The 24,915-nt window shown below is 73.5% G+C and carries 22 protein-coding genes; 14 read left to right on the forward strand and 8 right to left on the reverse strand.

Annotated elements, in window-relative coordinates:
• Positions 1 to 958: 958 nt before the first annotated feature.
• Entirely contained in the window at positions 959 to 2,476 is a 1,518-nt protein-coding gene (locus tag ABZV94_RS24440) for an SDR family NAD(P)-dependent oxidoreductase (RefSeq protein ID WP_356343630.1), read from the forward strand.
• Between the two features lie 84 nt (positions 2,477 to 2,560).
• Here ABZV94_RS24440 and ABZV94_RS24445 read toward each other — a convergent pair whose 3' ends face one another.
• Entirely contained in the window at positions 2,561 to 2,977 is a 417-nt protein-coding gene (locus tag ABZV94_RS24445; RefSeq protein WP_356343632.1) for a hypothetical protein, read from the reverse strand.
• Between the two features lie 452 nt (positions 2,978 to 3,429).
• On the opposite strand from ABZV94_RS24445, the gene ABZV94_RS24450 reads away from it, so the two are divergent.
• Positions 3,430 to 3,603: a hypothetical protein gene (locus ABZV94_RS24450; protein ID WP_356343634.1), complete on the forward strand. Its 174-nt coding sequence runs from the start codon at positions 3,430 to 3,432 to the stop codon at positions 3,601 to 3,603.
• 210 nt (positions 3,604 to 3,813) lie between these two features.
• On the opposite strand, the gene ABZV94_RS24455 is transcribed toward ABZV94_RS24450, so the two are convergent.
• The gene (locus ABZV94_RS24455; protein ID WP_356343635.1) at positions 3,814 to 5,187 is read right to left on the reverse strand and encodes an amidase; all 1,374 of its coding nucleotides are present in this window, start codon (positions 5,185 to 5,187) and stop codon (positions 3,814 to 3,816) included.
• A 178-nt stretch (positions 5,188 to 5,365) separates the two neighbouring features.
• Here ABZV94_RS24455 and ABZV94_RS24460 point away from each other — a divergent pair, with 178 nt between their 5' ends.
• Complete coding sequence (locus ABZV94_RS24460; protein ID WP_356343637.1) at positions 5,366 to 7,393, forward strand: endo-beta-N-acetylglucosaminidase; 2,028 nt, start codon at positions 5,366 to 5,368, stop codon at positions 7,391 to 7,393.
• Between the two features lie 124 nt (positions 7,394 to 7,517).
• On the opposite strand, the gene ABZV94_RS24465 is transcribed toward ABZV94_RS24460, so the two are convergent.
• Entirely contained in the window at positions 7,518 to 8,219 is a 702-nt protein-coding gene (locus ABZV94_RS24465; RefSeq protein WP_356343639.1) for a FadR/GntR family transcriptional regulator, read from the reverse strand.
• A 164-nt stretch (positions 8,220 to 8,383) separates the two neighbouring features.
• Between ABZV94_RS24465 and ABZV94_RS24470 the strand changes: the two genes are divergently transcribed.
• The 8 genes from ABZV94_RS24470 to ABZV94_RS24505 are packed head-to-tail and all read left to right on the forward strand — an operon-like array spanning position 8,384 to position 16,259.
• Positions 8,384 to 9,448, forward strand: coding sequence for a sugar ABC transporter substrate-binding protein (locus tag ABZV94_RS24470; protein WP_356343642.1), 1,065 nt, complete (start codon positions 8,384 to 8,386; stop codon positions 9,446 to 9,448).
• Positions 9,445 to 10,983: a sugar ABC transporter ATP-binding protein gene (locus ABZV94_RS24475; RefSeq protein ID WP_356343644.1), complete on the forward strand. Its 1,539-nt coding sequence runs from the start codon at positions 9,445 to 9,447 to the stop codon at positions 10,981 to 10,983. Before ABZV94_RS24470 ends, ABZV94_RS24475 begins: the two co-directional genes overlap by 4 nt.
• On the forward strand, positions 10,976 to 12,001 hold the full coding sequence (locus tag ABZV94_RS24480; protein WP_356343647.1) for an ABC transporter permease: 1,026 nt from the start codon (positions 10,976 to 10,978) through the stop codon (positions 11,999 to 12,001). The genes ABZV94_RS24475 and ABZV94_RS24480 overlap by 8 nt, the downstream gene beginning before the upstream one ends.
• Positions 12,002 to 12,036: 35 nt before the next feature.
• On the forward strand, positions 12,037 to 13,377 hold the full coding sequence (locus tag ABZV94_RS24485) for an L-fuconate dehydratase (protein ID WP_356343649.1): 1,341 nt from the start codon (positions 12,037 to 12,039) through the stop codon (positions 13,375 to 13,377).
• Entirely contained in the window at positions 13,374 to 14,147 is a 774-nt protein-coding gene (locus tag ABZV94_RS24490) for an SDR family oxidoreductase (protein WP_356343651.1), read from the forward strand. The genes ABZV94_RS24485 and ABZV94_RS24490 overlap by 4 nt, the downstream gene beginning before the upstream one ends.
• Positions 14,144 to 15,112 (forward strand): aldo/keto reductase, encoded by a 969-nt coding sequence (locus tag ABZV94_RS24495; RefSeq protein ID WP_356343654.1) that lies wholly within the window; start codon positions 14,144 to 14,146, stop codon positions 15,110 to 15,112. Before ABZV94_RS24490 ends, ABZV94_RS24495 begins: the two co-directional genes overlap by 4 nt.
• Entirely contained in the window at positions 15,109 to 15,423 is a 315-nt protein-coding gene (locus ABZV94_RS24500; protein ID WP_356343656.1) for an L-rhamnose mutarotase, read from the forward strand. Before ABZV94_RS24495 ends, ABZV94_RS24500 begins: the two co-directional genes overlap by 4 nt.
• Positions 15,420 to 16,259, forward strand: coding sequence for an amidohydrolase family protein (locus tag ABZV94_RS24505; protein WP_356343658.1), 840 nt, complete (start codon positions 15,420 to 15,422; stop codon positions 16,257 to 16,259). Before ABZV94_RS24500 ends, ABZV94_RS24505 begins: the two co-directional genes overlap by 4 nt.
• Here ABZV94_RS24505 and ABZV94_RS24510 read toward each other — a convergent pair.
• Positions 16,247 to 17,668, reverse strand: a complete 1,422-nt coding sequence (locus tag ABZV94_RS24510; RefSeq protein ID WP_356343661.1) for a lipase maturation factor family protein — start codon at positions 17,666 to 17,668, stop codon at positions 16,247 to 16,249. The two genes, ABZV94_RS24505 and ABZV94_RS24510, sit on opposite strands and share 13 nt — an antisense overlap.
• A 127-nt stretch (positions 17,669 to 17,795) precedes the next feature.
• Between ABZV94_RS24510 and ABZV94_RS24515 the strand changes: the two genes are divergently transcribed.
• From ABZV94_RS24515 to ABZV94_RS24525, 3 genes are all read left to right on the forward strand, one after another.
• On the forward strand, positions 17,796 to 19,010 hold the full coding sequence (locus tag ABZV94_RS24515) for a DUF6777 domain-containing protein (protein WP_356343663.1): 1,215 nt from the start codon (positions 17,796 to 17,798) through the stop codon (positions 19,008 to 19,010).
• Positions 19,011 to 19,140: 130 nt separating this feature from the next.
• Complete coding sequence (locus ABZV94_RS24520; RefSeq protein WP_356343665.1) at positions 19,141 to 21,207, forward strand: SpoIIE family protein phosphatase; 2,067 nt, start codon at positions 19,141 to 19,143, stop codon at positions 21,205 to 21,207.
• A 67-nt stretch (positions 21,208 to 21,274) separates the two neighbouring features.
• The gene (locus ABZV94_RS24525; protein ID WP_356343667.1) at positions 21,275 to 22,138 is read left to right on the forward strand and encodes a DNA-formamidopyrimidine glycosylase family protein; all 864 of its coding nucleotides are present in this window, start codon (positions 21,275 to 21,277) and stop codon (positions 22,136 to 22,138) included.
• Positions 22,139 to 22,147: 9 nt separating this feature from the next.
• On the opposite strand, the gene ABZV94_RS24530 is transcribed toward ABZV94_RS24525, so the two are convergent.
• The 4 genes from ABZV94_RS24530 to ABZV94_RS24545 form a co-directional block, all read right to left on the reverse strand.
• A complete protein-coding gene (locus ABZV94_RS24530; protein WP_356343669.1) occupies positions 22,148 to 22,726 on the reverse strand; it encodes a hypothetical protein in 579 nt (192 codons plus the stop codon).
• A gap of 78 nt (positions 22,727 to 22,804) precedes the next feature.
• Entirely contained in the window at positions 22,805 to 23,458 is a 654-nt protein-coding gene (locus ABZV94_RS24535) for a zf-HC2 domain-containing protein (protein ID WP_356343671.1), read from the reverse strand.
• A gap of 151 nt (positions 23,459 to 23,609) precedes the next feature.
• Positions 23,610 to 24,125: a hypothetical protein gene (locus ABZV94_RS24540; RefSeq protein ID WP_356343673.1), complete on the reverse strand. Its 516-nt coding sequence runs from the start codon at positions 24,123 to 24,125 to the stop codon at positions 23,610 to 23,612.
• A gap of 150 nt (positions 24,126 to 24,275) precedes the next feature.
• Positions 24,276 to 24,824 carry a sigma-70 family RNA polymerase sigma factor gene (locus ABZV94_RS24545; protein ID WP_356343675.1) on the reverse strand — a complete coding sequence of 183 codons (549 nt, stop codon included), beginning with the start codon at positions 24,822 to 24,824 and terminating at the stop codon, positions 24,276 to 24,278.
• Positions 24,825 to 24,915 lie beyond the last annotated feature (91 nt).

Genomic DNA, 24,915 nt, shown 5'->3' on the forward strand with positions numbered 1-24,915 from the left:
GCCGCCGGTGCCGCGGGTGAGGCCCGCCGTGGCCCGTGCGGTCGCGGCAGCGGTTTCCTTCCGGCCGCGGGCACGGCCCGGGGCGGCGACGGCGACGTCCCACCCCGGCTGCCGTTCCGCAGCTGTTCGGCAGGGGGCGCGGCGTATTGCTGTGGGCCGAGGTGTCCTGCCCCGGCCGCCGCCCCGGCTGGGTGATCCGCATTCCGTCCCACGAGGGGCGCCGCCCTTCGCCGTGGGCCGCACCGGTCCGCCCCGGTCCGTGAGCCCCAGCTGTTCCGCTGGCGGTGCGGCGTATTGCCGTAGGCCGGGATGTTCCGCCCGGGCTGCTGCTGCGGTCGGTGTTCCGCAGCTGTTCCGTCGGGGTGCCGCGCATTGCTGTGGGCCGCAATGGTGCCCCACGGCTGCCGCATCGGCTGGATGATCCGCAGCCCTCCCGCCAGGGGCGCCGCCCATCGTCATGGGCCGCACCGGTCCGCCCGGGACGCCACAGTCCCGTCCCGTGTGCCGCAGCCGTCTCGTGGGCGACCGCCCTTCCGCTCCCGCCGCAGCCATCCCGCCGTGCCCGCTCCCGCCGCAGGCGTCCCGCCCTGGTCGCCGTCATCCCGTCCCGTGTGCCGCAGCCGTCTCGTGGGCGACCGCCCTTCAGCCCCCGCCGCAGGCATCCCGCCGTGCCCGCCCCCGCCGCAGGCATCCCGTGCCCGCCCCGCCGGAGGCATCCCGCGCTCGCCCCCCGCCGGAGGCATCCCGCGCTCGCCCCCGGTCGGCGGCCGTTCCGTCGGGACCCGGCGGCCGGGCCGTCCCGCCGAACGCGCGTACCTCCACGGGAGCCGACCCGCCCTCCCGCCGTGATCGCTCAGCGCAGCGGTTTGGTGCCCCGGGCCCGGCTCCGTAAAATTCGCTGTTCGAAAGCGGGCGCGAGTCGGAGCGCTGCGCGGGTGACCAGGGAAGCGGCAGCGCGATGACGGTGACAGACGACGGCTCGGCGGCGATGGACGTGCCCACGGACGCCGCCATGGACGAGGCGGTCTACGGGCCCGGTATCGACCCGGAGCGGCTGGCCGTCTGCCTCAGCGTGCTGGAGGAACTGGACCGGCTCGACGTCGACCACCCCGACGCGATCGCGGTCCGCCGTGCCACCTCGCACATCTACCGGACGGTGAAGCAGCGCCGCCGCCAGGAGCGCCGGGCCGCCAAGACCGCCCACGACCGCGCCGTCACCGAGGCCACCGCCACCGGCTCTGCCGAGCGCATCGACGACGAGACCGAGGGCATCCTGCCCTCCTCCAAGGTCGAGGCCGGCCGGATCGCGGGCATACTCCAGCGCCCGCGCTCCTGCTACATCTGCAAGCAGCGCTACGTCGAGGTCGACTACTTCTACCACCAGCTCTGCCAGAAGTGCGCCGCCGAGAACCGCGCCAAGCGGGACGCCCGGGCCGACCTCACGGGCAAGCGCGCCCTGCTCACCGGCGGCCGGGCCAAGATCGGCATGTACATCGCGCTGCGCCTGCTCCGTGACGGTGCGCACACCACCATCACCACGCGCTTCCCCAAGGACGCCATCCGCCGCTTCAAGGCGATGGAGGACTCGGCGGACTGGATCCACCGCCTGGAGGTCGTCGGCATCGACCTGCGCGACCCCGGCCAGGTCGTCGCGCTGGCCGACCAGGTCGCCGAGGGCGGCCCGCTGGACATCCTGATCAACAACGCCACGCAGACCGTTCGCCGCCTGCCCTCCGCCTACGCCGCCCTGGTCGAGGGCGAGAGCGCCCCGCTGCCCGCCGGCGAGCTGCCCGCCCACCACGTCATCGGAGCCTTCAACTCCGGCGCGGTCGACGGCCTGGCCGCGCTGCCCGCCGGCACCAGCGGCCTCGACGCGCAGAAGGTCGCCGACCTCGCCCTGGTCGCGGGCAACGCCAGCGTCGCCCGGCACCTCGACGGCACCGCCATCGACGCGGGCGGCCTGCTTCCCGACGTCGTGGACTCCAACACCTGGGTGCAGACCATCGAGCAGATCTCCCCGGTGGAGCTGCTGGAGACCCAGCTGTGCAACTACACGGCGCCGTTCATCCTGATCAGCAAGCTCCGCCCGGCGATGGCGGACGCCGCCAGGAAGGCGGCGAGCGGACGGGCGTACGTCGTGAACGTCTCGGCCATGGAGGGCGTCTTCAGCCGGGGCTACAAGGGCGCGGGCCACCCGAACACCAACGCGGCCAAGGCCGCGATGAACATGGTGACGCGGACCAGCGCCCACGAGATGTTCGAGACCGACCGCATCCTCATGACCTCGGTCGACACCGGCTGGATCACCGACGAGCGCCCCCATTACGACAAGCTGCGCCTCGCCGAGGCCGGCTTCCACGCACCGCTCGACCTGGTCGACGGCGCCGCCCGCGTCTACGACCCGGTCGTGCGGGGCGAGGCGGGCGAGGACCTGTACGGCGTCTTCCTGAAGGACTACGCACCCGGCAAGTGGTAGACGAAGGCGCGGTGCCGCCGCACGGTGGCGCCCCGGCGTGAACCGCGGCGGCGCGGCGCGTGGGCCGCGGCGGCTGCCGTGTCCTCAGTCGACCGCGCCGAGCCGCGCGTGGCGGGCCGCCACCAGTTCCAGCACCGTGCGCCAGTCCTCCAGCACGCCCGCGTCGAAGCCGGCCGTACGGCCCTCCTCGACGGCCTGGCGCAGCCGCAGCGCGTCGTCGTCGGCCGGGTCCACCGGGTCCGCCGGGTCCACTGTGTCCCCGCGGACCAGCCGGAACACCCGCTCCCCGAGCAGGGCGCGCACCGCCTCGGCCGCGCTGCGCGCCCGGTCCTCCTCCTCGCCGGGGCAGAGCACCGGCCCGATGCCCCGCACCAGCCCGGCCACCTGGAGCTCCTTGTCGGCGGGACGGCTGCGGCGCAGCAGCGCCGCGGTCCGCAGCGCGTGCCGGGGCCGTCCGGCGTGCAGCAGGTCCATCAGCTCCTCGACACTGCGCAGCTCCATGCGTCAGCCCTTCCGCGAGACAGCCGTTGCGGCGCCAGCACACCATGACGAGCTTGCCGCCGGGCCAACGGGACTTGAAGAGGTGTTCGCCGCTGTAGGCCACACGGGTGATTCGCCGCGTCGTCCGAGTGAGCGGCTTGTTTCAAAAGGCCCCATATTAGGGGGTATTGAGGAGCGGTCGGAAGCATATCGGTTACAGCTTGTTTGCACTCCCTATCGAGCGGATGCCCGCTCATTTGGTTAACCTGGAGCCGACGGACACCAGCACGGGGTTCCACCCACACCCACCGTCCGTCCTGGGGCGAGCCGCCGGACAACGGCCTGCTCTGACAGAGGAACCGGCGCCACCGCGTCCGAACTGGCCTTCCATCCAGACCCGAGCGGGCGTCCAGAGCCGGAGCGCAGACTGTCCGGTACGCCCCGAGGGTGACCCGACACATAAGGAGTGCGCGGTGACACCGGAGAAGACGAATCGCGAGCAGCGCCCCGAGGAGCACACGGAGCGCGCGGGCCGCCGGCCCGGAGAACTCGGCAGCCTCGACGTGTGGGCCCGGTCCGCCCCGATCCGCCTCGCGGGGTACGAGGACGACCTCGCCGAGCCCCACATCCTGCCGAGCGTGGACTGACCCCCGGGTCGGTCCCCTCGCGATCGCCGCCCGCGTGGGCGTGACAGACGCACGCCCACGCGGACCGGACAGGCAGCGGCCGGCCACCGGCCGCATCCGGCCTCCCGCCCCTCGGACACCGGACGCGCGTCCCGTGTCGTCGCTCGGACACCGGCCGCGCATCCCCCGTCCCGCCTCCCGGACACGCCCGTCGGTCCGGTCCGCCGGGTGTCACCTGTCGGGCGCCGGCCCCTCGTCCGGCTCCGCCACCGGTGCCGTCCGCCGCCACGGGCTCAGTTCCTCCAACTCCCGCGCCAGCTCCAGCAGCACCGCCTCCGTGCCCGGCCGCCCCACGAGCTGTACGGCGCAGGGGGCGCCCGAGGGCAGGCTCCCGGCCGGCACGGACATCGCGGGCCAGCCGGTCAGGTTCCACGGCGGGGTGAAGGGCGAGTAGGCGGTGTTGGCCAGGACGTTGCGCAGCCAGCCGCGCTCGTGCCACGGCCCGGCCTGCGGGGAGCGGCGGGCGAGGGCCGGGGTGAGCAGCACGTCGTACTCGGTGAGGAACGGCGTCAGCCGGGCCCGCAGCCGCTCGCGCGCCGCGCCGGTGCGGACCTGCCGGACGAACCGGCGGCCCACGGCCGCGTGGACCCGGGTCCGGCGGGCCAGTCGCGCCCGGTCCAGGCCCTGGGCGTCCACCGCCGTGCCCGCCGTCCAGTGCTGGAGCGCGGTCACCCCCAGGGAGAGCGGGTACGGCGGCTCGGCCCGCCGCACCTGATGCCCCGCCCGGGCCAGCACCCCGGCCGCCTGCCGGACCGCGGTCGTATACGAACGGCTCACGCTCACCCCCGCGAGCGGACTGCGCAAGCCGACGGCGATCTTCCGGCGGGTCCCTTCCCCCGGCCGTTCGAACTCCGTGTCCGCGAGGACGGCCAGCATCAGCCGCAGGTCCTCGACCGTCGTGGCCAGCGGGCCGTTCTCCGACATGCCGAACCAGTCGCCGTCGCCGATCCCCGCCGGCACCACCCCGTGCCCCGGCTTCAGCGTGACCAGACCGCAGTTCGCGGCCGGGATGCGCAGGGAGCCCATCCCGTCGTTGCCCAGCGCGAGCGGCACGAGCCCCGCGGCCACGGCCGCCGCGCTGCCCCCGGAGGAGCCGCCCGCCGTGCGGGAGGGGTCCCACGGATTGCGGGCGATGCCGTACGGGCCCTCCGTGGTGCCGAAGACGCACAGTTCGGGCACGTTCGTCAGCCCGACGACCACCGCGCCCGCCGCCCGCAGCCGGGCCACCGTCACATGGTCCTCGGCGGCCGGGGCGTCCGGGGTGGCGGCGGAGCCGTTGCGGCACGCCTCGCCGCGCACCGACAGATTGTCCTTGACCGCCAACGGCACGCCGGCCAGGGGAAGTTCGGTCAGATCGGCGCGGGACGCCAGCGCGTCTGCCTCGGCGAGCGCCGCCTCCGCCCGGACCTTCCGGAACGCCCCGATCCGGCCGTCGAGCCGCTCGATGCGCGCGAGGTGCCCGGCCACCACCTCCCTCGGCGTCACCCGCTTGTCGCGGACGGCGGCGGCGATCTCGGCGGCACTGCGGCCGGCCCAGCTGCTCACGGGCGCTCCTCGTTACTCATGGGTACGGAAGGCGGGCAGGGAGAACTGTGCCCGTTCAGGGGGCCGTACGTCGAGAGGCCGTGCACCCTCATTGACTTCCGCCGAAGGGCCCGACAACGATGTCACGGCGCAGTCGTCACAGCAGGTACGTCCCGTCCCCCCATGGAGGCCCCCGCTCGTGAACCCCACCAGACGCACGGTCCTGATCGCCGCCGGCGCCGCCGCGCTGACCCCCGCGCTGCCCGCGCAGGCGGCCCCGCGCGCCACCGCCGCGACCCCGCCGTACGCCTCCTACTGGTACCCGGACTCGCTGCCCGCCGGCAGCCCCGGCCCCGGCATCACCTGGCGCAGCCTGAAGAGCTGGCGCGCCGCCGACGACCCCGACCTCGCCTTCAACGCCGCCTCCATACCGCTCGCCGCCCGCTTCACCCCGACCCCGGCGAACACCACCGCCCGCTCCGGACAGGCCCGTGTCCAGGCCCTCGTCTCCTTCGGCCCCACCTCCGCCAACCCCTCCCAGGGCTCGGCCACGGCCGACTACTACGCCCTGACCCACTGGGCGTACATCGACGAGCTGGTGTTCTGGGGCGGCTCGGCCGGCGAGGGCCTGATCCTCGCGCCGAACGCCCCCGTCGTGGACGCGGCCCACCGGCACGGCGTGCCCGTCCTCGGCAACATCTTCCTGCCCCCGGTGGCCTACGGCGGACAACTCCAGTGGACCCGCGACCTGGTGCAGAAGGACGCCACCGGCCACTACCCGCTCGCCGTGCAACTCGTCGCGGTCGCGGCGGCGTACGGCTTCGACGGCTGGTTCGTCAACGCCGAGACCAGCGGCGGCAACACCGCGCTGGGCACGGCCATGCTGGGCTTCGTCAAGGAGCTGAAGGCGCTCGCGGCGGCCAAGGGGCAACGGGTGACCTGGTACGACGCGATGACCGTGAACGGCACGGTCAGCTGGCAGGGCGCCCTGAACAGCCAGAACCAGGCGTTCTTCCAGGCCGCCGACGACATGTTCGTGGACTTCCGCTGGAGCGCGGCCACGCTCGCCGCCTCCGGCACGCAGGCCGACCGGCTGGGGCGCAGCCGCTACGCGTTGTGGGCGGGCGTCGACGTCGAGTCGAACGGGTCCGGTACGTCGGTGGACTGGGACGCGATCGTGCCGACCGGCACACCGCACATCACCTCGATCGGCTTCTACCGGCCCGAGTGGACCCGCAACCACTTGCCCGCCGACCAGCGCGCCCCGGAGGATTTCCACGCGGCCGACGACCGGTTCTGGACCGGGCGGTCGCTGGATCCGTCGCGGCCCGACGCGAGCGATCCGTGGCGGGCGCCGGCGGTGTCCGTGGCGGACCGCTCGACGGTGACCTCGATGCCGTTCGCGAGCGTGTTCAACACGGGGCATGGGCTGCGGTGGTACGAGGAGGGGGCCGTCGCCTCGCCGGCCCCCTGGAACCACCTCGGGCTCCAGGACCGGTTGCCGTCGCGACGGTGGGCGGTCCGCACGGCGGGGGAGCGGCCGGCCGTCTCCTTCGACTTCGCCGACGCCTGGCGGGGCGGAAGCAGTGTGCTGGTCGCTGGTGAACTCGATCAACCAGTCGTGGTGGACCTGTACGCGACGCGGCTGCCGATCGGTGTGAACACGGTGGTCGAGCTGACGTACCGGAGCGAGTCCGGGAACGTGAAGGTCGAGCCGGCGGTGGCGACGGCCGAACCGAGCGCACCGGGTGCGATACCGCCGTACACATACCTGGCTGTGAACTCCGTCAACAAGGGAGTCCGGGTGCGGTCCGTCAACGGCTGGCAGACCGTGACCGTACCGCTCACCGGTCTTTCCGGCACCGTCCACGCGCTCGGCGTCCGGCTCACCGCGACCGAGGGTCCGGTGCGCTGGCGCCTGGGCGGCCTGGCCGTGCGGGACGCCGTCACCACCCCCGCCGCCCCCTCCGGCGCCCGTGTCACCGCCGCGAACGGCGGCGACCTCCGCCTCGCCTGGACCGCGGCCCCCGGCGCCGTCCGCCACTACACCCTCCACCGCCTCCTTGCCGACGGCACCCGCCGCTTCCTCGGCGCCACCGGCCAGCGCGCCTACTTCGTCGCCGGCCAGCGGCCCGAACAAGGGGAGACGGCCGCACGCTTCGAGGTGCGCGCGGTGGGGGAGCTGTACAACGCCTCTGCACCCGTGACCGTGACCCACCCCTGGTAGTCCCCGGTAACCGCGGGGAGCCACCCGCCGGGAGCGACGGCGGCCCGGATCACCGTACGCCCGCGCGCCCTGCCGCCGGTGACCCTCCGGCGGCAGGAGGGCCCGAGCGCAGCGGGGGCGCGGGCTAGCCGCCCAGCTGGGCCCGCAGCCACTCCTCCACCTCGCCCACGTGGGCCGCCGCCGCCGCCCGGGCCGCTTCGGGATCGTGGGCGGCGAGGGCGCGGTGGATGGCGGCGTGTTCGCGGCGGGTGCGGGCGAAGGCGCCCTCCTCCTGGTAGCCGCGCCAGACGCGGGCGCGGAAGGTGCGCGAGGACAGGCCCTCCAGAATGGCGGCCATGGTCTCGTTGCCGGCCGCGGAGGCGATCTCGCGGTGGAAGGCGAGGTCGTGGGCGAGGATCTCCTCGGGGTCGTCGGTGGCGTTCATCGCCGCCACGTGCTTCTCCACGGCGGCCAGTTGGTCGTCGGTGATGCGTGCGGCGGCCAGTGCGGTCGCCGTCGACTCCAGGATCCGGCGCACCTCCAGGAGTTCCACCAGGCGCGGGCCCCGGGACAGGTCGGCGACCACCCCGAAGGTCTCCAGCAGGTCGCCGGCCTCCAGTGCAGTGACGTAGATCCCGGAGCCGTGCCGTGCCTCCAGGACGCCCATGACCGTCAGGGCGCGGATCGCCTCCCGCATGGAACTGCGCGAGATGCCCAGCTGGGCCGCGAGTTCCCGCTCGGTGGGCAGCCGCTGGCCCGGCTCCAGCCGGCCCTCGGCGATCATCGCCTTGATCTCCTCGATGGCGCGCTGGGTCACCGTGCCCTTCTGCGGGGCTGCCTCGTCCACGCCACTCCTCCAGTCACCGGGTGCGTCGCAGTCTAGCCAGCCGAGTGGTCCGACCACTACGCGTCTACAGCCGGAATTTTCGCTGCACGAGGGTGTTCCGTCGGCTGAGTGGTCTGATAAGTATGCGGTCGTCTGCTCGAACCCCCTCGACGAGGAGCCGCGACATGCCCGCCAGCACAGTGAGCAAACGCAGCAGGTCCCGGATCACCGGCGCGGCGGCCCTGGCCGTCGGCGTCTCGCTCGTGCTCGCCGCCTGCGGCAGCACCAAGGACACCGCGAGCGCGGGCAGCGGCGGCACCGGCAAGGTCGGCGTGATCCTGCCGCTGCTGACCTCGCCGTTCTGGCAGTCGTACAACGACTACGTGCCCAAGATGGCCAAGTCCGAGGGCGTCGAGGTGCTGAAGACGGTCAACTCCAACAGCGATCCCTCGCAGCAGATCACCGACATCGACAACGAACTCACCCAGGGCGTCAAGGGACTCGTCGTCGCCCCGCTGGACAGCGCCGCCATCCAGGCCGGCCTCGACCAGGCCGAACGCAAGGGCGTGCCGGTGGTCGCCGTGGACGTGGCGCCCGACAAGGGCAAGGTCGCCATGGTGGTGCGCGCCGACAACGTCGCCTACGGCAAGAAGGCCTGCGACTACCTCGGGCAGCACGTGGACAGCGGCAAGGTCGTGCAGATCATGGGCGACCTGGCCTCGGTCAACGGCCGCGACCGCTCCGAGGCGTTCCGGTCCTGCGTGAAGGAGAAGTACCCGAAGCTCAAGGTGCTGGAGATCCCCGCCAAGTGGGAGTCCGACACCGCCGCCGCCAAGCTCGACACCCTCCTCAACGCCAACCCCGACATCAAGGGGATCTACCTCCAGGCGGGCGGTGTCTACCTCGCCCCGACCCTGCAGACCCTGAAGTCGAAGAACATGCTCAAACCGGCCGGGCAGAAGGGGCACATCGCGATCGTCTCCAACGACGGCATCCCGCAGGAGTACGAGGCCATCCGCAAGGGCCAGATCGACGCCACCGTCTCCCAGCCGGCCGACGCCTACGCCAAGTACGGCCTGTACTACATCAAGGCGGCGATGGAGGGGAAGACGTTCAAGCCCGGCCCGACCGACCACGACTCCACCATCGTCAAGCTGCCCAGCGGCATCCTGGAGGACCAGCTGCCCGCCCCGCTGGTCACCAAGGACAACGTCGACGACCCCAAGCTGTGGGGCAACTCGGTCCGATGAGCCACGGTCCGCAGAGCCAGGGTCCGGTGCCCACCCCATCCCTGGGCACCACACCCCTGGCCGAAGCACAGGGCGTCGTCAAGCGGTACGGCCCCACCGTCGCCCTCGCCGACGGCCGGCTCACCGTGCTGCCCGGCGAGTCCCACGCCCTCGTCGGCCGCAACGGCGCCGGCAAGTCCACCCTGGTGAACATCCTCACCGGCCTCCAGGCCCCGGACGCGGGCAGCGTCCGCTTCGACGGCGAGCCCGCACCGCCGCTCGCCGACCGGGACGCCTGGCGCCGCAAGGTCGCCTGCGTCTACCAGAAGCCCACGGTCGTGCCGGAGCTGACCGTCGCGGAGAACCTCTTCCTCAACCGGCAGCCACGGGCCCGGGGGTGGATCAGCTGGCGGCGGCTGCGCACCGAGGCCGCCGACCTCCTCGCCACCTGGGACGTCCACGTCGACCCGGAGGCCCGGACCGCCGACCTCAAGGTCGAGGACCGCCAGATGGTCGAGATCGCCCGCGCGCTGAGCTTCGGCGCCCGGTTCATCGTGCTGGACGAACCCACCGCGCAGCTCGACAACCGGGAGATCGAGCGGCTGTTCAGCAGGATGCGGGCGCTCCAGGACTCCGGAGTGACCTTCCTGTTCATCTCCCACCACCTCCAGGAGGTGTACGAGGTCTGCCAGACCGTCACCGTGCTGCGCGACGCCCGCTGGATCACGACGGCCCCCGTCGCCGAGCTGCCCAGGGCCGCGCTGGTGGAGGCCATGGCGGGGGAGTCGGTCACCGAGCACGCGCGGGCCCGCGCCACCGTGCCCGACACGGCCCCGGTCGTGCTCGACGTACGCGGCCTGACCTCCACCGCGTACGAGGGCATCGACCTCACCGTCCGCAGCGGTGAGGTCGTGGGACTCGCCGGGATCAGCGGCAGCGGCAAGACCGAGCTGGCCGAGACCCTCGCCGGACTGCACACGCCGGCCGGCGGAACGGCGCTGCTCGAAGGAGAGCCGCTGCCGTTCGGCGACGTGCGGGCGGCGCTGGACGCGGGCGTCGGCTGCGTGCCCCGCGACCGGCACGAGCAGGGTCTGGTCCCCGGCATGACCGTCGGCGACAACACCACCCTCAGCGTCCTGGACCGGCTCGGCCGCTTCGGCTTCGTCGGCACCGACCGCAGACGCGGCTTCGCCACCGACCTGATCGAGCGCCTCGACATCCACACCGAGGGCCCCGCACAGCCCGTCTCCGACCTGTCCGGCGGCAACGCGCAGAAGGTCGTCATGGCCCGCGCCCTGGCCTCCGAGCCCCGCCTGCTCGTCCTGATCAACCCCACGGCGGGCGTCGACGTGAAGTCCAAGGAGTCCCTGCTGGCGCGCGTGGACAGTGCCCGCGAGGACGGCACGGCCGTGCTCGTCGTCTCCGACGAACTCGACGACCTGCGCCGCTGCGACCGCGTCCTCGTCCTCTTCCACGGCCGCATCGTCGCCGAGCACCCGGCCGGCTGGCGCGACCACGAGCTGATCGCCTCCATCGAAGGAGTGGACCATGGCTGACACCAAGGCCCCGCCGCTCACCTCGCCCCGCCTCCCCGACCAGCGGGCCGCCCGGGCCGTGCTGCTCCGCCGCGCCCGCGAACTCGCCCTCGTACCGGCACTGCTGCTGCTCATGGTGCTGGGCGCGGTGGTCAACGACTCGTTCCTCACCGAGCGCAACCTGATCTCGATCCTGGGCGCCTCGGCCGCCCTCGCCATGGTGGTGCTCGCCGAGTCGCTGGTGCTCATCACCGGCAAGTTCGACCTGTCCCTGGAGTCGGTCGTCGGCATCGCGCCGGCCGTCGGGGCGCTCCTCGTCCTGCCCGCGGCGCAGTCCGGGTGGGGCACCGGGTTCCCGGCGCCGGTCGCCCTGCTCGCGGTCCTCGTCGCGGGCGCTGCCGTCGGCGCCTTCAACGGCGTCCTGGTCGTGAAGTTCAGGCTGAACGCGTTCATCGTGACGCTGGCCATGCTCATCGTGCTGCGCGGGCTGCTGGTGGGCGCCACCAAGGGCAAGACCCTGTTCGGCATGCCCGACAGCTTCTCCTCGCTGGCCACCACCACCTTTCTGAACATCCCGCTGTCGGTGTGGCTCGCCGCCGTCGCCTTCACCGTCGCCGGGGGCGTGCTCAAGTACCACCGCGTCGGCCGCGCCCTGTACGCCATCGGCGGCAACGCGGAGGCCGCCCGCGCCGCGGGCATCCGCGTGGAGCGCGTGATGCTCGGGGTGTTCGTCGTCGCCGGTGTCCTCGCCTCCGTCGGCGGCATCATGCAGACCGGCTACGTGGGCGCGATCAGCGCCAACCAGGGCCAAAACATGATCTTCACCGTGTTCGCGGCGGCGGTGATCGGCGGCATCAGCCTGGACGGCGGCAAGGGCACCATGTTCGGCGCCCTGACCGGCGTCCTCCTCCTGGGCGTCGTGCAGAACCTGCTCACCCTCGCCCAGGTGCCGTCGTTCTGGATCCAGGCCATCTACGGCGGCATCATCCTCGTCGCCCTGATGATCGCCCGAGTGACGACGGGCCGCGCCCAGGACTGATGAACCGTCACCTTCTCCCAGCAGAAAGGGCACCCGTGTCCCAGGTCCCCGCCCGCGTCATCGCGGTCGACACCCACGACATCCGCTTCCCCACCTCCCGCGAGCTGGACGGCTCCGACGCGATGAACCCGGACCCCGACTACTCGGCGGCCTACGTCGTCCTGCGCACCGACGCCGCCGACGGGCTGGAGGGACACGGATTCACCTTCACCATCGGGCGGGGCAACGACGTCCAGGTCGCCGCGATCGACGCGCTGCGGGGCCATGTGCTGGGCCGCGACGTCGAGGAACTGTGCGCCGACCCCGGCTCGCTCTTCCGGGACCTGATCGCCGACAGCCAGCTGCGCTGGCTCGGCCCCGAGAAGGGCGTGATGCACATGGCGATCGGGGCCGTCGTCAACGCGGCCTGGGACCTCGCCGCCCGGCGGGCCGGCAAGCCGCTGTGGCAGCTCCTCGCCGACGCCGAACCCGAATGGCTGGTCCGGCAGATCGACTTCCGGTACATCACCGACGCGCTCACCCCCGAGGAGGCCCTCGGCCTGCTCAGGCGCGGCAGAGCGGGTGCCGAGGAGCGCCGGGCCCGGCTCCTGGAGCGCGGCTTCCCCGCCTACACCACCTCCCCGGGCTGGCTCGGCTACGACGACGACAAGCTCGGCCGGCTCGCCGCCCAGGCCGTCGCCGACGGCTTCCGGCAGATCAAGCTGAAGGTCGGCGCCGACCTCGACGACGACATCCGCCGCTGCCGGGTGGCCCGCGCCGTCGTCGGACCGGAGATCCGCCTGGCGATCGACGCCAACCAGCGCTGGAACGTGGACGAGGCGATCCGCTGGACGAACGCCCTGGCCGAGTTCGGCCCGTACTGGATCGAGGAACCCACCAGCCCCGACGACGTCCTCGGCCACGCCGCGATCCGCCGCGCGGTCGGCCCCGTGAAGGTCGCCACCGGTGAACACGTGCAGAACCGGATCGTGTTCAAGCAGATGCTCCAGGCCGGCGCCCTCGACATCGTGCAGATCGACGCGGCCCGCGTCGGCGGCGTCAACGAGAACCTCGCCATCCTGCTCCTCGCCGCCAAGTTCGGCGTCCCCGTCTGCCCGCACGCGGGCGGGGTCGGCCTGTGCGAACTCGTCCAGCACCTGTCGATGTTCGACTACCTGGCCGTCTCCGGCAGCACCGAGGACCGGGTCATCGAGTACGTCGACCACCTCCACGAGCACTTCGTCACCCCGGTCGTCATCCGCGACGGCCACTACACGGCACCCACCGCACCCGGCTTCTCCGCCGCCCTGCGCCCGGAGTCGCTCGTGCGGTACACGTTCCCCGGCGGCACCTACTGGGCCGCCGACCCCGACACCCAGAAGGGACAGGCCGCATGAGCGACTTCGCGGGACTCAGGGCCCTGGTGACCGGCGGCGCGTCCGGCATCGGCCGGGCCACCGCCGACCTCCTCGCCGCCCGCGGCGCCCAGGTCGCCGTCCTCGACCTGGACCCGTCCGCGGTCGACAAGCCGCTCCTCGGGCTGCGCGCCGACGTCACCGACGACGCCTCGGTGCGCACGGCCGTCCAGAACGCGGCCGAGGCGCTGGGCGGGCTGGACATCCTGGTGAACAACGCGGGCGTCGGCGCCCAGGGCACCGTCGAGGACAACGACGACGCCGAGTGGCGGCACGTCTTCGACGTCAACGTGCTCGGCATGGTCCGCACCGCCCGCGCCTGCCTGCCGCACCTGCGCCGCGCCGCCACTGCCCGCCCCGGCAGCGCCGCGATCGTCAACACCTGCTCCATCGCGGCCACCGCCGGCCTGCCCCAGCGCGCCCTGTACAGCGCCACCAAGGGGGCCGTGTACTCCCTGACCCTCGCCATGGCCGCCGACCACGTCCGCGAGGGCATCCGCGTCAACTGCGTCAACCCCGGTACGGCGGACACCCCGTGGGTCGGCCGGCTGCTGGACGCGGCCGAGGACCCGGCCGCCGAACGCGCCGCCCTGGAAGCCCGCCAGCCCACCGGACGGCTGGTCTCCGCCGCCGAGGTAGCGGGCGCCATCGCCTACTTGGCCAGCCCGCTCTCCGGCGCCACCACCGGCACCGCCCTCGCCGTCGACGGCGGCATGCAGGGCCTCAGGCTGCGTCCGGCGGCGGACCGGTGACCCCCCTCGGCCGCGGCGACGTCGACGTCACCTCCCTGGGCTTCGGCGTCGCCGCCCTCGGCAACCTCTACACGCCGGTCGGCGAGGAGCAGGCGCACGCGGCCGTGCGAGCGGCCTGGGAGCGCGGCATCCGCTACTTCGACACCGCGCCCCACTACGGCCTCGGCCTGTCCGAACGCCGCCTGGGCGCGGCCCTGCGCGCGTACGACCGCGCCGACTACACGGTCTCCACCAAGGTCGGCCGCCGCCTGGAGCCGGCCGACGGCACCGGCGACGACCTCGCCAACGGCTTCGCCGTACCCGCCACCCACCGCCGCGTCTGGGACTTCACCGCCGACGGCATCCGCCGCACCCTGGAGGCGAGCCTGGAACGCCTCGGCCTCGACCGGGTCGACATCGTCTACCTGCACGACCCCGACGACCACGCCGAAGAGGCCTTCCGCGACGGCTACCCGGCCCTGGAGAAGCTCCGCTCGGAGGGCGTGGTGGGCGCCATCGGCGCGGGCATGAACCAGACGGGCATGCTGACCCGGTTCGTCCGCGACACGGACGTCGACGTGGTCCTGTGCGCGGGCCGGTACACCCTCCTCGACCAGAGCGCGGCCACCGAGCTGCTGCCCGAGGCCGTACGGCGGGGCGTGTCCGTGGTCATCGGCGGCGCCTTCAACTCCGGTCTGCTGGCGGACCCGGAACACCACCCGACGTACAACTACACCGAGGCGCCACGGGAGCTGCTGGAACGGGCGCTGCGGATCAAGGCGGTCGCGGAGCGCCACGGCACCACACTGCGCGCCGCCGCGCTGGCCTTCTGCTCCGCCCACCCGGCCGTGAAGAGCGTCCTGGCCGGCGCCCGCTCGGCGGCCGAGGTCCACGACTGCGCCGACCAGTTCGCGACGCCGGTGCCGGACTCCTTCTGGCGGGAACTGCGCGCGACCGGCCTGCTGCCCCCGAAGGAGGAGTCATGAGAGTCGCCCTGCACACCAAGGTCCGCGCGGACCGGATCGCCGAGTACGAGGCGGCCCACCGCGCGGTCCCGGAGGACCTCACCGACGCCATCCGCGCCGCCGGGGCCACCTCCTGGACCATCTGGCGATCCGGGACCGACCTCTTCCACGTCCTGGAGTGCGCGGACTACGCCCGCCTGCTCGCCGAGCTGGAACGGCTCCCCGTCAACGCGGTCTGGCAGGCCCGGATGGCGGACCTGCTCGACGTGGCGCACGACTACTCCGCCGAGGGCGCCGCCGCCACCCTGCCCGTCGTCTGGGAGCTGCCATGAGCGTCGACGCACACCACCACGTCTGGGACCTGGCCGTCCGCGACCAGGACTGGATCCGCGGCCCCGAACTGAAGCCGCTGCGCCGGAACTTCACCATCGAGGACCTGGAACCCGAGGCCCGCGCCACCGGCGTCGACCGTACCGTCCTCGTCCAGACGATCACCGTGCCCGAGGAGACCCCCGAGTTCCTCGCCCTCGCCGCCGCCCACGACCTGATCGCCGGGGTCGTCGGCTGGACCGACCTCACCCGGCCCGGCATCGCCGACGAACTGGACCGGCTGCGCGCGCTGCCCGGCGGCTCCTACCTCAAGGGCATCCGGCACCAGGTGCAGGGCGAACCCGACCCCGAATGGCTGCTGCGGCCCGACGTCCTGCGCGGCCTGGCCGCCGTGGCCGACGCCGGCCTGGTCTACGACCTCGTGGTCCAGCCCCACCAGCTCCCGTCCTGCGTGGCGGCGGCCCGGGCCCTGCCCCAGCTCACCTTCGTCCTCGACCACCTGGGCAAGCCGCCCATCGCCTCCGGGGACCCCGCGTCCTGGGCCGCCGCCCTGCGGGCCCTCGCCGCCCTCCCCAACACCGTCGCCAAAGTCTCCGGCCTGGTCACCGAGGCCGGCCCGGACACCCGGAACGCCGCCGGCCTGCGCCCCTACGTCGACATCGCCCTGGACGCCTTCGGCCCGGCCCGGCTGATGGCCGGCTCGGACTGGCCGGTGTGCACCCTGGCCATGAGCTACACCGACGTCCACACGCTCACCCGCGAGGTGACGGCGGGGCTCGGCGAGGCGGAGCGCACGGCCCTGTTCGAGACCACCGCGACCCGCGTCTACGACCTCTGAACCGCGCCCGCGAGCCGTGTCGGCGGCAGGTACTCCCGCACGAACGTCCGCTCCCAGCACGCCCCCGTCTCCCGCAGCTCCCGCCAGGTCGTGTACCGGTACCGGAACAGCCGGGCCCGGACGTAGCGCGGCGGGGTGTCCGGCGGGAACGGGGAGCGGCGCAGCAGCCGCAGCGTGTCCCGGTCGTTCTCCAGCAGGCGTTCCACCAGGCCGCCGAACCACTCCCCGGCGTAGGCCGGCGACAGCGCCGCGAACCACATCAGCCAGTCCAGGCGCAGATGGTAGGGGGCGAACTGGCGCGGCCAGCGGCGGGGATCGCCGGGCTTGCCCCGGAAGGCGTACTCCCGCCAGTCCGAGTCCGGGTGCGGGGTGTCGTCCAGCGTGCCCTCGACCACCACCTCGTAACGGATCCGGCTGACGCTGCCGAACGCGCCGTAGGTGTTCACCAGGTGCAGCGGGTCGAAGGAGCGGTTCATCACCTGGCGTCGGGAGACCATGTTCACCACCGGGTGGTAGCTCAGGAAGAGCAGCAGCGCGGCCACCGCGAGCACCAGCACCTCGTACCACAGCGGAGCCGGCCGCACCGGCGGCGCGGTCGTCGGCAGCCGCAGCGCGGACAGCGCCAGCACGATGGTGATCCAGTTCAGCCAGGAGAAGTTGCCGGAGAGCACCAGCCACAGCTGGGTGACGATCATCAGCGCGGCGGCGGCCGAGGCGATCGGCTGCGGGGTGAACAGCAGGACCGGTACCACCAGCTGGGTGACGTGGTTGGCGGCCACCTCCACCCGGTGCAGCGGCTTCGGCAGACGGTGGAAGAACCAGCTCAGCGGGCCCGGCATCGGCTGGGTCTCGTGGTGGTAGTCCAGGCAGGTCAGCCGCCGCCAGCAGGCGTCGCCCCGCATCTTGATCAGTCCGGCCCCGAACTCCACCCGGAACAGGATCCAGCGCAGCAGGAACAGTACGACGACCGGCGGCGCGACCTCGCCGTTGCCGAGGAACGCGGCCAGGAACCCCGTCTCCAGCAGCAGCGACTCCCAGCCGAACGCGTACCACGTCTGGCCCACGTTGACGATCGACAGGTACAGCGCCCACGGCACCAGCCACAGCAGGATCCCGGCCCACAGCGGCAGCAGCGAGTCCGCCCCGGCGAGCAGGGCCGCCGAGACCGCGCAGCCCGTCCAGGCGCAGGCCGCGAAGAAGCGGTCGGAGTAGTGCAGATGGAACAGGCTCGGGGTGCGCCGGAACCGCACCCGGGCCAGGTAGCGGGGGATCGGCAGCATCCCGCGCTCGCCCAGCAGGGCCCGGAACTGCACGGCCGCCGTCAGGAACGCGACCAGGTACACGGCGGCCAGAGCCCGCTGGAAGACCAGCCGGCTCAGCCAGTAGTCGGGTGCGGTGAACCAGTCCACGGCTGTGCGCGCCCTCCTGTGCGGCGACACCGACGCCGCTGTCGTCACGGCGTTCCCCGAGTTGCCAGCCAAACCTGAGCGATGCCAACAATAGGGCGTAATCACCCACAGTGATGCGGAGTGTGCGGTGCGGATACCCACCCGATCCATCGTCGCGGCCTGGGCGCTCTCGGTGGCGCTCCTCGCCGCGGGCTGCGCGGGCGCCGGTGTCAAGCAGACCAGGACGGGCGAGCTGGTCCTCCTGGAGGCCGCCACCGACCGGGGGCCCGACCCCTTCACGGACTCCATGGACACGGGCGCCTCCCGGCCGGAGTCACCCCGGGGCACCGCCAGGGTCCAGCCCGGCGAAGTCGAGGCACCCCTGCGCGCTGCCCGTACCGTGTCCGGGGGCACACCCGGCCTGTACCGGGGGACCCCGCGTGTCGCCGCCTGCGACGTCGAGCGGCACATCGGCGACCTGGCGGCGGACGAGGCCAGGGCCGACGCCTTCGCCCAGGTGGCCGGCGTCACCCGGTCGGCGCTCCCCGGCTATCTGCGCGGCCTGACCCCGGTCGTCCTGGGCGCCGACACCCGCGTCACCAACCACGCCTACCGCGACCGCCGGGCGGCCCGCTACCAGGCCGTCCTCCAGGCCGGCACCGCCGTGCTGGTCGACGACCGGGGCGTGCCCCGGGTCCGCTGCGCCTGCGGCAACCCGCTCAAGCCGCCCGCGCCGACCCGCGGCGGCGCCGGGGCCCGCGGCACCCCCTGGGCCGGCTACGAACCGGACGAGGTGATCGTGGTGGCCCCGGCACCCCAGACCGTCAGCAGCATCACCATCGTCGACGCCGGGAGCAGCACCTGGATCGAGCGCCGGGTCGGCCCCGACGTCCGCCGGGACCGGGTCGTGTCCCCGCCCGCGCGGGCCGCCGCCAGCCCGGTTCCGTCCGGTCCCGCGGACACCGGGCGTCCCACTCCCCGCGAGAGCGGCCGGTCAGCGTCGCCGTCCCCGTCGGCTACGCCGTCGTCCCCGCCCGGCCGTACCGATCCCCCGGACGGCGGCAGCGGGGTCACGGGCCGGAACACCGGGACGACGGCGCAGCCGCCGCCCGCCGAGGACGCCCCCGATCCCGATCCCGCCCCCGTCCCCGATCCGGCCCGGGACCTCTCCCTCGACCTCTCCGTGGACCCCGCGGAGCCGGGATCCTCCGCCGCCGGTGTCCCTGATCCGGGCCTCTCCGTCCCGGGCGCCGGCCTCCCCGGCAGCGGCGGCCCGGTCCCGGACGTCCCTTCCCCCGCCCGGTCCGGCACCGCGTCCGGCGTGACCGGCACTGCCGGCCCCGAGGACGAGCCCGGTAGCTGAGCGCGGTTCCCGGGCGCCCCCGCCGCACCCGTCGCCGGGCACACGCGCCCGGCGCGGCGCGGGACACCCCCCGGCCCCTCAGGTCGCCGATCAGGTCGAAGAATCGGCCGGTTCCTGGCAAGGTGGCCCCATGGCCGATCGGGGAGCGAGCGCCCTGTCTCTCCCGGAGGACTGGCCCGCACACCCGGACCCGATCCTCGCGCTCAACCGCATGGGCAGCTTCGACTGGGACCTGGACGTCGGTCTGTTCCACATGGACGCCCAGGCCTTCGAGGTGTTCGACCTGCTGCCCGAGGAGTACGACGGGCGCCCGGAGTCCCTGGCCGTCCGGGTGCCGCCGCCGGAGGCCGCCCGGCTCGACGCGGTGGTCGCCCGGGCGATCAAGGACGGCAGCGAGAACTACGGCGCCTACTTCCGCATCCGCTGCCGCGACGGCTCCACGCGCTGGACGCACACCCAGGGCTACATCCGGCGCGACGACACCGGCCGTCCGCGCCGGGTCGTCGGCATCGTCCGCGACGCCACCGAGGAACTCGCCGACAGCTCGGCCCGCAGTCTCCGGGCCGCCCAGGACGAGGCGTTCCGGCAGCAGACCAGCGTCGTCCAGGTCATCTCCGCGGCGCTCGCCCACGCCCGCAGCGTCCAGGACGTCATCGACGTCCTCAAGGACACCCACGGCATCCGCCACCTCGGCGCGGCCAGCCTGGTGATGGGCCTGGTGGAGGCGGGCCGGATCCGGCTGGTCGCCGAGGGACCCGCGGGCGCCTCCGTCCCCGGGACCCGCATCACCCGGATCGACGAGCCGTACCCGATGAGCGAGGTCGTCCGCACGCTCAGCCCCCGCTTCATCGAATCGCCCGAGGAGTTCGCCGAGGGCTACCCGGTCCTCTGGCCGCACCTCACCGACCTGCGCATCACCTCGGCCGCCTACCTGCCCCTGATCGCCCAGGCCCGCCCGATCGGCGCGATGGGCCTGCTCTACGACGACCGGCGCGGCTTCTCGGCCGAGGAGCGCGCCGTCCTCGTCGCGCTGGGCAGCAGCATCGCCCAGAGCCTCATGCGGGCCATGCTCTACGAGCAGGAGAAGGACCTCGCCCAGGGCCTCCAGCAGGCCATGCTGCCCCGCACCATCCCGAGCGTCCCGGGCGCCGACGTCGCGGTCCGCTACCGCTCGGCCGCCCTGGGCCGGGACATCGGCGGCGACTGGTACGACCTGATACCGCTGCCCGGGGGCCGGGTCGGCGCGGTCATCGGGGACGTCCAGGGCCACGACACGCACGCGGCGGCCGTCATGGGCCAGCTGCGCATCGTGCTGCGCGCCTACGCCGCCGAGGGCCACCCCCCGGCCACCGTCATGGCCCGCGCCTCCGTCTTCCTGCACGAACTCGACACCGACCGCTTCGCCACCTGCCTGTACGCGGAGGCGGACCTGTCCACCGGAGTGGTCCAGGTGGTCCGCGCCGGGCACATCGACCCGCTGGTGCGCAACGGTGACGGCAGCTGCGCCCGGGTCGGCGTCGAGGGCGGGCTGCCGCTCGGCCTGTCCGCCGAGTTCGGGCGGCTGGAGTATCCCGTCGCCACCCTCGAACTCGACCCCGGCCACACCCTGCTGCTGTGCACCGACGGGCTGGTCGAACAGCCCGGCGCCGACCTGGACGACGGCATGAGCGGCCTGGTGGCCCTGGTCTGCGACGGCCCCCAGGAGGTGCGCGACCTCGCCGACCGGCTGATCCAGCTGGCCGAGGAGCGGGGCGGCGACGACGACGTGGCCCTGCTCCTGCTGCGCCGTCGCAGCCCGGAGGCCGCGCGGACGAGCGGCCGGCTGCGGCAGCACGTGGCGCCCGGCGACCCGGAGGCGCTCACCCAGGCCCGGCACATGATCCAGGCGGCGGTCCGCGCCTGGGGCGCCCACGACCTCGCCGACGAGATCGAGCTGGTCGCCGGCGAGCTGATCACCAACGCGCTGATGCACACCGAGGGCTCGGCGATCGTCACCCTGCGGGCCCTGGACGGCGGTGACCGCAGGCTGCGCATCGAGGTGGAGGACTGCTCCAGCGCCCTGCCCCGGCGCCGCGACGCGGGCGAGATCGGCGTCTCCGGCCGCGGCCTGGTCCTCGTGGAACGGCTCTCCGACAGCTGGGGCGTGGAGGCGCGGGGCGGCGGCAAGGCGGTGTGGTGCGAGTTCCGGGTGCCGTGACCACCGCAACCACCGGTCCGGGAGTGACGGCGGGGGCGTTGTCGGTGCCGGATGGCACTCTGGACGTATGCCCGAACTGCCCGAGGTAGCAGCGCTGACGGACTTCCTCACCGAGCACCTGGTCGGACGGCGGATGGTGCGGGTGCTGCCCGTGGCCGTCAGCGTGCTGAAGACGTACGACCCGCCGGTCACCGCCGTGGAGGGAGCCGAGGTGACGGCCGTGCGCCGGCACGGCAAGTTCCTCGACGTCGAGACGGACACCGGGCTGCATCTGGTGGCCCATCTGGCCCGCGCGGGCTGGCTCCAGTGGAAGGACCGGCTGCCGGACGGCCCGCCGAAGCCCGGCAAGGGCCCGCTGGCGCTGCGCGTGGCGCTGGAGACCGGCGAGGGCTTCGACCTGACCGAGGCCGGCACCCAGAAACGCCTCGCCGTGTACGTCGTCCGGGACCCGCGGGAGGTGCCCGGCATCGCCCGCCTCGGCCCGGATCCGCTCGCCGCGGACTTCGACGAGGACCGCTTCGCCGCCCTGCTCCAGGGCGAACGGCGGCAGCTGAAGGGCGCCCTGCGCGACCAGTCGCTGATCGCGGGCGTCGGCAACGCCTACAGCGACGAGATCCTGCACGCCGCGAAGATGTCGCCGTTCAAGCTGGCCGCCTCCCTCACCCCGGAGGAGACCCACCGGCTGTACGCGGCGCTGCGCGACACGCTCGCCGAGGCGGTCGAGCGCTCCCGGGGCGTGGCCGCCGGGCGGCTGAAGGCGGAGAAGAAGAGCGGCCTGCGCGTCCACGGCCGCACCGGCGAACCCTGCCCGGTGTGCGGCGACACCATCCGCGAGGTCTCCTTCAGCGACTCCTCGCTCCAGTACTGCCCCACCTGCCAGACGGGCGGCAAGCCCCTGGCCGACCGCCGGCTGTCCCGCCTGCTGAAATGAGCCCGGTGCTCAGTGCCGGCTGTTGCGGAAGCCGATGACCACCGCTCCCCACCAGCACACCTGGGACACCAGAGCCGTGGTCGCGCCCCACACGAGCAGGCGCGGCGCGACGGACCCGTCCCACCGTGCCCGCATGCGCCGGGCGAGCAGTCCGGCCTGGAGGCCGTTGAGGGTGAGCCCGAGCACGAGGGCGAGCTTGACCCGGGTGAGGGTGGCGCCGAGGTCGGGGTGGAGGAGGGCGCCGCTGGCCACCAGCCCGGCGAGTCCGGCCCAGATCGGCACGTGCAGCCGGTGGGTGCCGTTCAGGGCGTCGGTCAGCGAGCAGCGGCCGGTCAGCCACAGCAGGGCGTGGTAGTCGGCGGCCAGGACGGCGCCGAAGCCGAGCACCAGGGAGGCGAGGTGGACGAAGAGCGCCGCGGTGTGCAGGGTGGCGTCCACCCGCAGATGGAGGGAGACCCAGGCGCAGGCCGCGAGGCTCAGGCAGACGCCCAGTGCCGCGGCGCCTACCGTCCACCAGGTGTCGTACAGGCCCAGTCGCGACGCGGGGGTCGTCTGCGGATACGGGGAGGGTTCGGGGCGTGCGGACACGGACGGCTCCTGAAGATTCACAGCAAAAACTCAGGCAAGGCTTACCTAAGGTGAATCTTCGGTCAAGTCCCGGAGCCGTCACCGTGCCCGTACTGTGACCAGCCGTTTTCCGTCCGTCGTGCGGATCTCGAACCGGGCGATCTGGTCCGGCCGCATCGCGGCGGCGCCCATCGCGGTGGTGGGCCGGGTGCCGTCACCCGCGTTGGTCCAGCCGGCGACGACCTGTTCCGTGCCGTCGCGGCCCACCGCGACCAGCCGGCAGGTGTGCGCCCCGGAGCCGTCCTTGACCTCCAGCCGCAGATCGCTGCCCCAGTCCTCCTCGGCCGAGGTGACCCGCGCCCACACTCCGGTGTCCGGATCGGTCGCCGCGGCGACCTGCGCGGCCGGGTCCGTGTGCCCGGCGAACGCCACGATCCCGGGGCCGGCCACGGCCAGCACCACCGAGGCGGCCAGGCCGTACAGCGTCCGGCGGCGCCGCGTCCGCCGCTGGTGCGCCAGCTCGCCGAGCAGCCGGTCCAGCAGCCGGGGGCCGGGCTGTGCCATGGGGTGCACGAAGCGCGGCGTGGCCCGGCGGTACAGCATCAACTGCCGGGTCGTGGCTCCGAATTCGGTCACGTGTGCCGCGCACTGAGGGCACTCCATGAGGTGGTCCTCGAAGCGGAAGGCCTCCGCCTCGTCCAGCACGCCGAGCGCGTACGCGCCGACGTCGCGATGCCTTTCCAGGGACCTCATGCCGAATCCTCGTGCCGAAGGGTGGGGGAAGGGTTACTCCTTGCTCCCACCCGTACGCAGCCGACCGCCGAATCACTCAAGCCGCGCGGAGAATCGCGGACAGGAGATTCGGAGCGGCCCGGCCCGCGGATTGGTGTGAATTCCAGAAGGTTCAGAAGAGGTGGATCGCGAGGTGCCCGAGGGGCAGCCCGAGCCGCCAGGCCGGGGTCCACACCTTCGGCCCCTCGTCCTCCCCGAGCACGGCCCCGCCGCCCGGCACCGCGTCCAGGTCGGGGGCGAGCAGTTCGGTCTCCTCCAGCCAGCGCCAGGCGTCCGCCGCCAGCGCCAGGTCCGGGCACGGCGTGCCGGAGCCGGCCGCCCGCTCGGTCAGCTCGGCCATGCGCTCCCGCACCCAGTCCCGCCACGGCTGGTCGTACGCGGTCAGTGACAGCCAGTTCTCCAGCTGGGAGATCACCCGGATGCCGGACAGCTCCCCGTCGGTGTCGGACAGGAAGACGGTCAGCGCCAGCGCGTCCCGGCCGGCCCGGAACTCGAAGGACGTGGGTGGCATCAGATCGCCGGTGCGCAGCAGCTCGTCGGCGATGTACTCGGCGTACAACCAGGCCATCGGAACGGCCAGTTCACCGCCGTCGGCGCCGTCCGTGCTCTCGTGACCTCTGTGCAGCATCCCTTCCTGCCTTCCTCCGGTGCGTGCGCGTCGCCCGAGCCCCGTCGGGACTGCAGCCCCGGTCCCCGCCGGAACGCGGATGAGGACAGCCCATGCCCGAACGGGGGCCGCAGCAAGGCGCTTTGCCGAGACTTGACCCGGCTCCCGGTTTCACCGCAGGTCGGCCGCGTAACCCGGAAGGCCCCGGCGCAGGGCGCGCAGCGCGTAGTACGCGCGGGATTTCACGGTACCGGGTGGTATCCCCAGGGTCTGCGCCGCTTCCGCCACACTGGCCCCGCGGAAATACACGAGTACCAGCACGTCACGGTGTTCCGGCGTGAGTGTCTTCACAGCCTGCCGGACGTCGAGCATCGCGGCGGCCCGTTCGGCGTGGTCGGCGGTCACCCGCGCGTTCTCGGGGACCTCGTCGCCGATCTCGGGCGGACGTGCCTGCCGGGCCCGCCGGGCGTCGATCGCGAGCCGCCGGGCCACGGTGAGCAGCCAGGGCCGTACGGAGTCGTAGCCGTCGGCGTGCAGCGCCTCCGGATGCTGCCAGGCGCGCACCAGGGTCTCCTGGACGAGGTCCTCGGCGCGCTGCCGGTCTCCGTCGCAGAGCCTGAAGAGCAGGGCGAACAGGGGGCCGCCGTGCTCGCGCTGGAGCGCGGCCAGCTCGTGCTCGGCGGTCGTCGTCCCGGGGTGAGGTGAGGTTCCGGCCGTCATGGCCGTATGGCAGCGCAGGGCGCGGCCGGCGGACAGGGGGCGGACCCGGTTGTGCGACGGACGGTCGAACGCGTCGGCGAACGGTCGGACG

Origin of the sequence: Streptomyces sp. NPDC004658 (genome assembly GCF_040609555.1) — a bacterium.
In the GTDB taxonomy this organism is placed as follows: Bacteria; Actinomycetota; Actinomycetes; order Streptomycetales; family Streptomycetaceae; genus Streptomyces.

Coding starts and splice junctions, on each gene's coding strand:
- ABZV94_RS24525 (WP_356343667.1), top strand. CDS start 21,275: ATGCCCGAACTGCCCGAGGTAGCAGCGCTGACGGACTTCCTCACCGAG.
- ABZV94_RS24500 (WP_356343656.1), top strand. CDS start 15,109: ATGAGAGTCGCCCTGCACACCAAGGTCCGCGCGGACCGGATCGCCGAG.
- ABZV94_RS24470 (WP_356343642.1), top strand. CDS start 8,384: ATGCCCGCCAGCACAGTGAGCAAACGCAGCAGGTCCCGGATCACCGGC.
- ABZV94_RS24505 (WP_356343658.1), top strand. CDS start 15,420: ATGAGCGTCGACGCACACCACCACGTCTGGGACCTGGCCGTCCGCGAC.
- ABZV94_RS24540 (WP_356343673.1), bottom strand. CDS start 24,125: ATGCTGCACAGAGGTCACGAGAGCACGGACGGCGCCGACGGCGGTGAA.
- ABZV94_RS24480 (WP_356343647.1), top strand. CDS start 10,976: ATGGCTGACACCAAGGCCCCGCCGCTCACCTCGCCCCGCCTCCCCGAC.
- ABZV94_RS24440 (WP_356343630.1), top strand. CDS start 959: ATGACGGTGACAGACGACGGCTCGGCGGCGATGGACGTGCCCACGGAC.
- ABZV94_RS24475 (WP_356343644.1), top strand. CDS start 9,445: ATGAGCCACGGTCCGCAGAGCCAGGGTCCGGTGCCCACCCCATCCCTG.
- ABZV94_RS24490 (WP_356343651.1), top strand. CDS start 13,374: ATGAGCGACTTCGCGGGACTCAGGGCCCTGGTGACCGGCGGCGCGTCC.
- ABZV94_RS24545 (WP_356343675.1), bottom strand. CDS start 24,824: ATGACGGCCGGAACCTCACCTCACCCCGGGACGACGACCGCCGAGCAC.
- ABZV94_RS24445 (WP_356343632.1), bottom strand. CDS start 2,977: ATGGAGCTGCGCAGTGTCGAGGAGCTGATGGACCTGCTGCACGCCGGA.
- ABZV94_RS24520 (WP_356343665.1), top strand. CDS start 19,141: ATGGCCGATCGGGGAGCGAGCGCCCTGTCTCTCCCGGAGGACTGGCCC.
- ABZV94_RS24535 (WP_356343671.1), bottom strand. CDS start 23,458: ATGAGGTCCCTGGAAAGGCATCGCGACGTCGGCGCGTACGCGCTCGGC.